The organism is Enterococcus sp. GPZ-007, from assembly GCF_059374735.1.
In genome coordinates, this window is record NZ_JCAFYN010000018.1 from 58,010 (window position 1) to 69,383 (window position 11,374).

General features: G+C 39.0%; 12 protein-coding genes and 1 pseudogene. 6 read left to right on the forward strand and 7 right to left on the reverse strand.

Features of this window, described 5'->3' with window-relative positions; genetic code table 11:
* Window positions 1–27 precede the first annotated feature (27 nt).
* The 5 genes from licT to AC4J95_RS11050 are packed head-to-tail and all read left to right on the forward strand — an operon-like array spanning window position 28 to window position 4,265.
* The gene (gene licT / locus AC4J95_RS11030; RefSeq protein ID WP_494549935.1) at window positions 28–888 is read left to right on the forward strand and encodes a BglG family transcription antiterminator LicT; all 861 of its coding nucleotides are present in this window, start codon (window positions 28–30) and stop codon (window positions 886–888) included.
* The gene (locus AC4J95_RS11035; RefSeq protein ID WP_494549936.1) at window positions 881–2,344 is read left to right on the forward strand and encodes a PTS transporter subunit EIIC; all 1,464 of its coding nucleotides are present in this window, start codon (window positions 881–883) and stop codon (window positions 2,342–2,344) included. The genes licT and AC4J95_RS11035 overlap by 8 nt, the downstream gene beginning before the upstream one ends.
* A 29-nt stretch (window positions 2,345–2,373) precedes the next feature.
* The gene (locus tag AC4J95_RS11040; RefSeq protein ID WP_494549937.1) at window positions 2,374–2,787 is read left to right on the forward strand and encodes a PTS sugar transporter subunit IIA; all 414 of its coding nucleotides are present in this window, start codon (window positions 2,374–2,376) and stop codon (window positions 2,785–2,787) included.
* On the forward strand, window positions 2,780–3,802 hold the full coding sequence (locus AC4J95_RS11045; RefSeq protein WP_494549938.1) for an ADP-ribosylglycohydrolase family protein: 1,023 nt from the start codon (window positions 2,780–2,782) through the stop codon (window positions 3,800–3,802). Before AC4J95_RS11040 ends, AC4J95_RS11045 begins: the two co-directional genes overlap by 8 nt.
* On the forward strand, window positions 3,795–4,265 hold the full coding sequence (locus AC4J95_RS11050) for a PTS sugar transporter subunit IIA (RefSeq protein ID WP_494549939.1): 471 nt from the start codon (window positions 3,795–3,797) through the stop codon (window positions 4,263–4,265). The genes AC4J95_RS11045 and AC4J95_RS11050 overlap by 8 nt, the downstream gene beginning before the upstream one ends.
* Before the next feature lie 313 nt (window positions 4,266–4,578).
* Here the strand turns inward: AC4J95_RS11050 and AC4J95_RS11055 are convergent, their stop codons facing one another.
* The 7 genes and pseudogenes from AC4J95_RS11055 to AC4J95_RS11085 all read right to left on the reverse strand — a co-directional run bounded on the left by AC4J95_RS11055 (window position 4,579) and on the right by AC4J95_RS11085 (window position 8,645).
* Window positions 4,579–5,454 carry a GH25 family lysozyme gene (locus AC4J95_RS11055; protein ID WP_494549940.1) on the reverse strand — a complete coding sequence of 292 codons (876 nt, stop codon included), beginning with the start codon at window positions 5,452–5,454 and terminating at the stop codon, window positions 4,579–4,581.
* 90 nt (window positions 5,455–5,544) lie between these two features.
* Window positions 5,545–5,974: pseudogene (locus tag AC4J95_RS11060) on the reverse strand (phage holin family protein).
* Between the two features lie 114 nt (window positions 5,975–6,088).
* Window positions 6,089–6,724: a DUF2922 family protein gene (locus tag AC4J95_RS11065; RefSeq protein ID WP_494549941.1), complete on the reverse strand. Its 636-nt coding sequence runs from the start codon at window positions 6,722–6,724 to the stop codon at window positions 6,089–6,091.
* A gap of 46 nt (window positions 6,725–6,770) precedes the next feature.
* Window positions 6,771–7,169, reverse strand: coding sequence for a hypothetical protein (locus AC4J95_RS11070; RefSeq protein WP_494549942.1), 399 nt, complete (start codon window positions 7,167–7,169; stop codon window positions 6,771–6,773).
* A 68-nt stretch (window positions 7,170–7,237) separates the two neighbouring features.
* A complete protein-coding gene (locus AC4J95_RS11075) occupies window positions 7,238–7,456 on the reverse strand; it encodes a DUF2922 family protein (RefSeq protein ID WP_494549943.1) in 219 nt (72 codons plus the stop codon).
* 16 nt (window positions 7,457–7,472) lie between these two features.
* Window positions 7,473–7,676 carry a DUF1659 domain-containing protein gene (locus tag AC4J95_RS11080; RefSeq protein WP_494549944.1) on the reverse strand — a complete coding sequence of 68 codons (204 nt, stop codon included), beginning with the start codon at window positions 7,674–7,676 and terminating at the stop codon, window positions 7,473–7,475.
* Between the two features lie 243 nt (window positions 7,677–7,919).
* Window positions 7,920–8,645, reverse strand: a complete 726-nt coding sequence (locus AC4J95_RS11085; RefSeq protein WP_494549945.1) for a hypothetical protein — start codon at window positions 8,643–8,645, stop codon at window positions 7,920–7,922.
* Window positions 8,646–9,717: 1,072 nt separating this feature from the next.
* On the opposite strand from AC4J95_RS11085, the gene AC4J95_RS11090 reads away from it, so the two are divergent.
* Complete coding sequence (locus AC4J95_RS11090; RefSeq protein ID WP_494549946.1) at window positions 9,718–10,152, forward strand: DUF1801 domain-containing protein; 435 nt, start codon at window positions 9,718–9,720, stop codon at window positions 10,150–10,152.
* The last annotated feature ends 1,222 nt before the right edge of the window (window positions 10,153–11,374 follow it).

Sequence of the window (11,374 nt, forward strand, 5' to 3'; positions counted from 1 at the left end):
CTTTTTGCTTTCCGGGAGGCGATAAAAATGATCATTAAAAAGATATTGAATAATAATTTTTTGATTGTTGAAGAGAACCAAACAGAAAAAATTATTATGGGTAGAGGAATTGCTTTTGATAAAAAAGTCGGTCAAAAGGTTGATCAAAATCGGATTCAGAAAGAATTTGTGACGACAAATTCTGAGTTTGGAAATAAACTTGCCGAGTTGATTAATAATGTATCAATGGAAATCTTTCAAGTCGTAGAAGAAATAGTTGAATTGTATAAAAAGGAGTTTGGGAAAGAAATTAGTGATGCTATCTATATTTCCTTGTCGGATCATTTAAATTTTTCACTGAAACGAACACAAGAAGAATATATGTATAAAAATATGCTGATATGGGATATTCATAATTTTTATCCCAAAGAATATGAAATTGGAATTTATGGAAGAAATCGAATGAACCAATTATTTGATTTAAATCTTCCAAAAGAAGAAGCAGGGTTTATTACACTGCATCTATTAAACGCAGATCTAAGTTCCGATAATCCTAGTGAAATTCAGCAAATTATCCAAATAGTTCAAGAGGTGACTGATACAATTCGCTATTATTTTGGGATTGAGTTTGAAACACAATCGTTGTACTACCAACGTTTGATTACCCATGTTCGTTTTTTCGCTCAGAGAGTCATAAAAGGAGTCTCTGGATCTCAAGGGTTAGATAACGAAGAATTGCTGTCCATGATTAAAGAGAAATACTTAGAAACGTATCGTTGTGTATTAGTAATTGAAAAGCATATTAAAAATAAGTATCAATTTGTTTTATCGGCCGAAGAAAAAATGTATTTAACATTGCACATTCAGAAAATAGTTTTTGAGAGGGAAGAGGAAAAAGATAATGAATAAATATCATGATTTGGTTCAATTTATCATTCAGCATGTGGGCGGCAAAGAGAACATTGTTGGTGTTACGCATTGTATGACACGATTGCGTTTCACATTAGTAGAACCATCAGTAGTAGAAGAGACCGCATTATTAAATCATGCAGAAATTATCACTGCACAATACTCTGGCGGACAATATCAAGTAGTTATTGGAACTCATGTAGCCGATGTTTATCAAGAAGTTTTGGCAGAAATTGGTGGTGATAAAAAGCTAACACATACGGAAGAGCAACCTGAAAAAAAAGGGTTAATTAATCGCTTTATTGAAATTATTACAAAAGTAATTACGCCAACTTTAGGAATTTTGATTGCTGCGAGTTTGGTGTTAGGCGTTCAATCAATTTTAACCATTGCCAATTTGACAACACCAGATCGTGGTGAATCAATTATTTTATCAGCTTTAGGAAATGCGTTGTTTACTTTCTTTCCAATAATTCTTGGCTATACCAGCGCTAAGGCATTCAAATCGGATGGATTCATCGGTATGATGATTGGAGCAACCTTAGTTTTTCCGACTCTGCTAGCTGATTTGACCTCAGGAAAGCCGCTTTATACATTATTTACTCATACTATCTTTGAAACACCTGTATTTAAAACCTTTTTTGGTATTCCGATTATTTTTCCAGAAAATGGATACACATCAACAGTTATTCCAATAATTTTGGCGATGTTTTTCATTTCAAAAATAGAGAAGAAGTTGAATCAAGTTATTCCTAAAGTCTTGCGTTTCACACTAGTTCCTTTGATTACTCTGATGATCGGGATTCCAGCTACTATCCTATTGTTTGGGCCATTAGCGAATTTTGCGAGTGATTTGATTTCGGCAGGCATCAGTTTTTTATACAGTGCTTCACCAGTAATTACGGGTTTTATTGTTGGTTTGCTTTATCAACCATTGGTCCTGTTGGGATTGCATTGGCCTGTTATCGCATTAGGGATAAACAACTTAGCAACTCAAGGTTATGATTATTTGATGCCGATGATATATACAGTTCCATTTGCACAAATGGCGGTTGTGTTTGCTGTTTATTTACGGACCAAAAGTAGAAAAGAAAAATCAATTTGTATCTCCGCAATCATCTCTACGGTATTTTGCATTATTGAACCTGCAATGTATGGCGTTACATTACCTGTAAAAAAACGTTATTTTATCAGTTGCATTGCTAGTGCGGTTGGCGGAGTGATCATTGCAGCTTTTGGCGTTCCAAACTATGCAAGTACAATTGGCCTATTTGGAATCGGTGGATTCATAAATCCTAAAAATGCGGATTATTCAGGCTTCATTATTGCTGTAGTTGCAACACTGGCCACCTTAGCAGTTGGTTTTATAGCAGGTTATCTTAGCTACAAAGAAACGAAGAAAAATGATCCCGTGGAAGACAAAGGTCAAACACTGATAGAAAAAAAGTTAGCATAGGATCACCACTTTTTGGAAAGATGGAGTCATTGGATGCAGTTCCGCTGCATCCTCTGTCTCAAAGAATCATGGGCGATGGGGTAGTAGTCTTGCCATTCGAAGGGAAGCTAATCGCCCCTTTCCCAGGAACAATCACGAGAATCTTTCCTAACCAGCATGTCCTAACTTTGAGAAGCGATTTGGGTCATGAGTTGCTTATTCATTTAGGAGTCAATAGTAAACAAGCATCGAATCAATTATTTCATGTAAAAAAAGCTGAGAATACACCTATTTTGGCAGGAGAGGTTTTAGTTGAATTTGATTTGATTGGGTTGAAAAAGGCAGGGATTGATTCAAGAAGTATGGTGATTCTGTTAAATCAAGAGAACTATCAATTTTTTTGGCAAGAAGATATCCATTATTTGGAGCCTTTTGTAGAAATAAAGGAGAACGAATATGAATGAATTATTTAGACGTGTCAAAGGGATTTTAGTTGGTGGTGCCCTAGGAGATGCTATGGGAATGCCTACTGAATTGTGGACAAAAAAAATGATCAAGCAAGAATTTCCAAATGGAATAAAAGAGTTTGTACCAGCGATGAATAAGGGTGCGGTTTTAAGAAATATGAAAGCCGGACAGGTGACCGATGACACAATAAACACGACATTTATTATTGACATGTTGGCTACATATCATGGGAAAATCAGCGTAGAAAACTATATTGATCAGCTTCGTTTATGGAGTAGAGATTCTGAGCTGGCTGAACTAGTTTCAGGTCCGAGCACACGCAAAGCACTTTCAATGATTGAAGCGGGTGTTCCTTATACTGAAACTGGTCGCTTTGGAACAACAAATGGTGCAGCAATGAAAATCTCACCGATTGGGATTATCTCTGATTACCGAAAAATAGAAGAATTAGTGGACAATGTTCAGCAAATCTGTGTCCCCACTCATAACACATCTATTGCCATTGCAGGTGCCAGCGGAGTTGCCGCTGCGATCAGCTTTGTATGCTTCGGCAATAAGGATTTGACAGAAATGCTTGAAGTTACGAATCAAGCAATCAGAGTTGGAATGGCAAAGGGATACGAAGTCGCTTCAGCTTCATTGATTCGACGAATGAACAGTATCAGTCAATTAGTTGAATCCTTAGATGAGGAAACGGTACTATCTGAGCTGTACGATCTATGGGGGACTGGGGTAGAAACAATCGAGACCATCCCTAGTGTCTTTGCAGTGATAAAGTTGGCCAAAGGTGATCCAATGAAAGCAGCGCAATTATCTGCACAATTAGGTGGAGATACAGATACGATTGGAGCGATTGCGACAGCAATTTGTGGAGGGCTGCATCCAGATTTCCCTCAAAATATCATTAATCAATTAGAAGAAGTGAACGACCTGGATTTTGATGAATTAACACAAAAAATAGTGAAATATTCTCCATACTTAAACGATGAATTGAGGAAAAGCGATGTTTAGTAAACTTTTAAAAAACAAAACTACTACCGTATATTTGCCAATTGAGGGTAAACCGATTTCACTCTCTGAAGTCCCCGATAAGGTTTTTTCACAAAAGCTGATGGGAGAGGGATTTGCGGTCAAGCCAGATAACGGAAAGTTATTTAGTCCAATTAAAGGAAAAGTAGAAAGTATTTTTCCGACAAAGCACGCAATAATGTTAAAAAGCAATTCTGGGATTGATGTATTGGTCCACATTGGTATAGATACGGTTGATCTTGGTGGAAAAGGAATAGAAATATTAGTGAAGGTAGGTCAGAAAGTGGATCAAGAGAGTCAACTAGCCTCGATAGACCTGTCGTATATTCAATATGCAGGAAAAGCAACGGAAGTAATTGTCGTATTTCCAGAACTGACGACTAGTAAAGATATAGCGTTTAATTTATCAGGTAAGACGAATATATTGGCTGAATTAACAAATTAATGGTAACAAAATGTTGATTTACAAAACGTCGATAGCTGTACAGGGAATAATAGGATAAAATGTTTATGAAAAAACTTTACGAATCTCCGGTTAGTGTAGTGATTGTTAAAGATGTGTAGGCTATCTGTAAAAAAGCAAGCTTTTTCATCCAATGTCGGCAGAAATTCGTAACGGATCCCTTCACTTTTAAACAATTTGAAAAATATGATAGCAGATAGCTATTACCTGGTGATCAACTGAGGCTTGATGCTTGTCGATAGTCATAAATAAGCGGTGGAAGAGTGCTTCCGCCGCTTATTTTAATGAGAATCCGCTATTCAAATATCCCCCAAGCTGGACGGGTTCGTTTCTGCCCATCGGAGGGACCAGTAGCTAGGTAGCCATAGGTTCCATCTTCACGTTTTTGCCTGATCCAAACATGGTTCTGTTCGTGAGCGAAGGCATCGTAATGAACGGATTGCCCCGCTTGCAGAACGGCAATGCTTTGTGCAGCGGTAGTGGGAGCCGTGCGCAAATGAATCGCTGTTTGTAAAGTAAAGGTGTCTTCCTCAGAAATTCCCCAGGGTCTTTCTGTTTGCACTTTGTCGGTAAGATATTGCAAGGATTTTCTGCCAGACAAGCGATTTAGGTCTAAGACATCTCCGTAGCCAGGTAACCGTCCCTTTGACGTGTATTGATGGAGGTCGTAGTTCTTATTGACGGTCGGCTGGACACCTTGATAGCTGCCGGTATTACTGCCATAGCTCGGCAGCCAGAGAGCATCGAAGTTTTCAACTGCTAGGTTGAATTGCTGGTACAAATGGTGTGCGACATAGACACCGATTTTTTGCCCAGTAAGCTGCTTTAAGGTCTGGCGAAAAACTTCCACTCCGCCACGCATGTCGGTCATCGTCTGTTCCTCAACATCCAGCCAATAAAAGCACGGCTGAAAGGCTTTGGCTCGTTCATACAATACGTGGGCTTCTTGTGCCATATCTTCATGATTGATTCCTCGCACCCACGCATAAACAGCCGTGGGAATCCCTAAAGCTTGAAATCGTTGCAGATGGGTTTGGTAAAACTTATCGCAATAGGCGGCCCCGTATTGGACCCGTATGATCACGAGATCGATCTCCTTTGCCAGTATGGAGTAATTGATCTGATTTGGGTGCTGCCATTCGCTAATATCAATAATCATTGGTCGGATCATATCATTTCCTTCTTTCCTCAGAGTTACATGATCCTCTGTCTTCAGCTTCGCACACATGAAGTAAACAGAATGGATCACGTAAAAGTGATGTTAGTTTTTATCATTCCTGTGACTATTTCTCTCTTGATCTTCTATATCGGGCGTTTCTCCAATGTCTCGTTCAAAAACCCGCAGCCATTTCTGGAGCCACGTGATCTTCAATCCAAACTCGTGGGCGTTTTCCAGAATCGAACCGATCTCATAAATGATCAGTAAAACGGTCCAAAACAGTGCAACATTGATAGGCAGAGAAATTCCCACAATCGGCGCCACTTTGTCTAAGGCAGCGGCGCAAATGATGGTGGAAAAGGTGATGAATTTGGTAAATAGGCCAAAGAGATTAATAGAAGAGACCCATGTGTGGCTTTTCAGCGCTTTGATGTAGCCTGTTGTTAAGTAAGTCTAAGCCGACCATCGTTAGAAAAACACCCATCAACGGGAGACTTCCACCAAGTAAATAGGTAAAAGATTCATTAAGCATTCCTCGCTTTCTAATTTAGTTATTCACCACCTGCAAAGAGTTCGCAGGTGGAATTGAAGCATGTTCCCTACGCAGTATTCAATTTTGAAGGATCGGATGTAATCACGAAAAAGGTTATTCCCGCGGGAGAATTGGAGGGTCTTCCTTATTGTGGCTCGTCCTGCTAAAGAGACGCTTTAGCCAGCCTTTTTTCTTGGTGGTTGGTGTTGGTTCTTGTGAGCTTGAAGTCGACATAACGGTTTTCTGTTCGTGTTCCTCAAGTGTTGGGCATGCAAGTTCTACTTGTGGGAAAACGTCTTTTTCCACCTTTACGGATGTCTCTTTGTTGTCCACTGCTACCAATCCTGTCAACGGTCGTACAAGCGGTTGCTTCGTCAAACCTAAGAAAGGGAGAGTAGGGGTGGTCAACAGTCTTCTTTTTTCTTTCGGTTGAGCAATTTCTTCCTCTGGCACTTCAAAACAGCGGACCTCTTCACAGGTTGTTTCCTGAGCTGGTTTGCCATAATAATTCAGCCCCTTTGTCTCATGTTCTGGGTCAAATATCAAAGTATCGATAGTGGTCACGATTTTTGCGGTCACCACTGAGTCAAATAGTTTTACGCCTTTTTCTGTACAAATGTCTAGTTTTGTTAGTAGTTCGCACGCTTCTTTGATCTTTGGCGTTGTTAGTTCAGGATCGAGACCCTTATATTTCCAGTCATGCGTCCCGCCATCGCCTTTGCCAAAGGTTACGATTAAATCTTCGGTCATTGTTCTACATCCTTTCTTTTAGTTTTTCTGCGTAAGGTAGTGATTATCAAGGTTCGTTGGTTTCTTTGGGACGGGCAAATGAAAAGAAGGAACGGACTTTTGACACGACTTTTTCACCAAAGCTTCTTTGAGGTGAGACTCTTTGTGGCAGGACTTTCGAATGCAAGGTTTGCCATTCTGGTGCGATAAAGTAGTCTTCAAAGTAATGAAAGAAGCGCTTCATGGTACGTGTCGCCTTGGTATTCATAAACAATTCACGGACAAGATCCTTCAAAAAGTGATCAAACTCCGTCGCCCCCAGCTGGTTGCGGACCTTGAGGGTCAAAATGTATTGGATCGTGACACTGCTGTTTTGGGTGGCTTGATAAAAATTGGTGATGCGCGTTTCTAATGTTTTTGGTTTTAAATTGAATAACTGCCGGAACGACAGGGGGTGGATCTGCATTATGGGTTCTCATCCTTTCTTTTTTTGGTAGAGGAGGGCGGCAGCGCTACCTCCACTCCTCAATTTTTCTAAAAAATAATTCGTTCAGTTGTTTCTACGTACTTGGCGGTTTCAACAGTGTGGAACAGTTCCGCACCGTCTTTCTGGCAAAGCTTCACGGTGGTCATTTGTTCTAATAGACCTTTGATCTCGGTGTCGGTTTTTAATGTGTTTGGATCTTGGAAGCTCCATTGTTGATCTTTGCCAAAGCTGTTTTTAAAGGTTGCGACAAGTTTTATCATAGACATTTATTTTTTCCCCTTTCTATTTGGTGTAGCGGGTTTGGCTAGTCAAGACCACGCCGTACAACTCGCTGCCCTCAACGGCTAATCCTTTCATAATCTCGCCTAGTTCAAGGACTTTTTCTTCCGTTGGTTCTTCGATCACATTTGGAAAGGTGATCTTCTTGATTTTCTTTCCGCCTGCGTCGATCTCTACTTGTAGTTTGTTTCCGATGTGTTGAATCATGGTTGTTTCCTCCTGTTTGATTTTTTGTTCCGGCCGGTGACTAAAAGATAGCGGATTATCAAAAAGAGTGCGAATTGCAATTTGACCAAAAAGGGGTCAAATTGACCTGTTTTTGGGCAAAAAACGTGGTTTTCGACTAAAAAGTGGTCAAATTGGGGGTGAAATAGTCAAATTGCGATTTTACAAACAAAAGCAAATTGATGTATAATAAAAGTTTTTTATAGAAAACGTTTGCACAATAAGCTATATCCAGTTGTCTTCATAATCAGCATCTGACTCTTCAATCAGGTCTGGATAATGATACAATACATAACTAATATGGTATTGCTTTCTTAATTTTCCAATGGGAGTCAAGAATTTCTGTAGGAGTTTTCGTTTGCTTAAGTAACGGGCGAATGGTGTATTGGGTAGGTCAAGAAAATCAAGTGGTGTTGTGCCAGGTTGGTTGGTGTGAAAGTTCCCTCGTGCGATAGTAGCTAAGAGTAATAAAGCGATTTCGGCATGTTTAGTGATTCGCCGTTTACTTATGGGAAGCAGTAGGATCAGTTCGTTACTCATCTCGGCGTAGTACTGTCCTTCGTGTTTAAAGATGTTTTTGATTTTTAATGGATTAAGCCAGATAGTTTGGTTGGCACTTTCAAGAGGGAAGAGCGCGAAGTACGGACAGAACCAGGGGAGTTTGTATTGTCCGAAAAGTTTTAGGCGCTTAAGACTGTGGGAACTGATTGCGTAATCAGGATAACAATGAGTTGAAGCAAAAGATTGCAGCGTCAAAAGAATACTTTTGTTGTTAATAAATGTACCGTTGTCCGAGAGAATCAAGATATCGTCACTGTCTGGTATCGGGAGAATACATATGATCTCTTGAATCTTAGATGGAATAAACAGTAGAGCATTGTGCACATACTGTTTCCATAAAGGTGACCATTGTTTATCATCCAAATACTCAAAGGGCTCTAACTTTTTCATAAATAGTTCCTCCTCTAAAAAATAATTTATTGTATTTGCGTAATACGTTTCTATAATCAGAATTATAAAGAGGAATCATGAATGAAAATATAGGGATGGTTATTTTAAATAATTATGGTGATATTTGTCTTCAAATTGGGACAAATTGCTTCTAAGTTTGATTAAGTGAGAAAAATAGCACTTTAAAAAAATAAAATAGGTGGAAAATGCGTAGGGGGGAATCCAATCATTGAACCTTGCTGTGGCAGGGTTTCATTGATAAAGAAAAAGTGAAATATGGGAGATGAATAAGCGGAATACGGTCGTTGCTCGATGGTGTAAATGCTGCGATGATTGAGCATAATGAAATGTATCACTGAGGCGGAATAAAATACAGGATATCTAAGAGCTAAAGGATCAGTCATCACGTTCATTTCTCGCTTGTAAAATGAACGATGTAAATGAAATCTCAATGGGGATGCATATATCGCTATTGAAAGTATGGATTTCCTATAATTCACAGTACGTCCCGTACGTGCTAAAATAGAATCATCAGAAGGTAGTGCAATGCCTGTGACAGTAAGAGCGGCGGAAAGTTTAATTTCCGTAGAACTAAACGATTATTTGAAGGATGCTAAACTAGATAAAAAGATAACAAAGGTTCCTAGGGTTCGCCTACAATAATTGGAAGATTAAAACCCTAAATACAATATACAAGGAGGCGGGTGTTTTTTCTTTGGTCTCCATTTCGGAACGTACATAGCAAAGCGAAACATTCAGAAAACAAGAAAACGCGACAAAAAATCCAAACGTGCCAAGGGTTTCTATACTTTGCAATCAATTATCGAATGCTAAAAAAGTACAATCAAAAAGACTGATAAGCAAATGAATCAGTTGGAGTTTTAATTATTAATGAGTGAAACGTGTTCAAGAGTCTTTGAACACGTTTTATTTTTGAGATTATCGGTTCTGCGGGTTATTTTCATGAAGGATCAAATGAATTGCCCAGATGCAAGATCAAAAGCAGATAAGTAGCGGTAGGCGGTACGGCTATCATATACTTAAGAAAATAGTAGAAAGGTGGTACCGCAAGATGGCAGATCCCGTTTTACGGCCCTTAAAAGAATCAGTAGAAGGCTTTATTGAAGAAATTCCGCCTCCTCGCAAACAGGAGGAGGCTCACCAATTAGTAGAGCTGTTTCGTGAAACGACTAGCTTTGAGCCTGTGGTTTGGGGTGGTGGGATGATTGGTTTTGGTCAGTATCGCTATCGATACGATTCTGGGCGAGAAGGTGAAGCGCCATTAGCCGCATTTGCTACCCGAAAAACACGCCACACGATTTATTTAGAAGCGAAATTTCCCGAAAGAGAGGACTTGCTGGCTCGTATAGGAAAACACAAAAGCTCGTTGGTTTGTGTCCACGTCAATAAACTGGCGGACATTGATCTGGTAGTTTTGCGAGAGCTGATTGCGGCGTCCACTAAGGAAACCATACGAAAAAATGAAATAGGTAATGGGAAAGTATAAGGGTCAATTGGATCAAGAAAATGTTGAAGAACCGTGTACGTGATTATTGCGCAGACGGTTCTTCTTTTTTTGAAAAAAAGAGCCGCTGCTTTCGCAACGGCCAGAAAAGGTAAGGAGTGTTCCATAATTTAAAGAGAGCTTCTCCTAAAGAATATCTGAAAAAGGGCTGCCCATCACCGAAGTAACGGGCAAAATGAAAAAGTCTTTTGGTTGAGTACACTATAAACGCTGAAGCTTAATTGTAGCTTAAAAGGAGTAATTAGGTTCGAATCTCCGCTGAAATCCAAAGTAGTTTTAGGCTGCTTATCAGAATTCTAGTATGAGCGACATTGCGAAAGTCAAGAAGATTGCAGAGCAGGGGTTCTAAAGATATTCTTATGAATCATAAGCGCCTTGGTTTGGAAGTCAGTTCTGATTACGTGGATACCTGGTCCTTTCGCTCTGTTTATATCTAAAATGATGCACTAGGAGTGCTGATTTATTAATAGAATTCTCTAGGATTATTGAAAATACCTATGGACATCGATGAAGTTCAACGATGTTCATAGGTATTTTTGTGTTGCGGTTGATTTCTATCCTTTCTCTTACTTTTTTCCAAATCCTAAAGTAGAAATGGAACAACTAAACATCTTAGTGGAATATCGAGAATTTGTGCAAAATATATTTTCGAAATATGTCGGCCTTTTTGTTCCGAACTCGAATGCGTCAGAGGACGATTCTAAGCTCTTGTTTCTTTCTTTTACGAGTCATTGTCCACGAAACGTGCTTAAAATGCTAGTTCTTAAAAAAGCTGAATTTTAAATAGAAAATTATAAATAAGAGAATGTATCCTTTCGATTATTGTCGGTATTTTCTACATTCAGCACAGAAAAAGCTAAAGGAGTTAATAGTTTCATACTGATTTTTGAAACTTTTTGATATTTGAATTAGGATAAACGGTAACGAAGCCGAGTTAGGTGGGACTTTGTTACTGTTTTCTGTTTATTGTTTTCATCCGTATTTGCTAGTAATGTAATAAAGAGCACAATGGGAACATCCCTGTATTAATCGTGAACACAAATAAAACAGTCAATAATTAATCGTCTGGTTATTAATATATTGATCTCTTTTGTTTAAATCTATTCTTTTCGATAATTAGTTTCTATCACCAGTGTTCAATGTACTTTGTAAGCAAAGACAAAAAATGGTAAAATAAGAACAAACGTTCGTTTAGAGGAGGAGC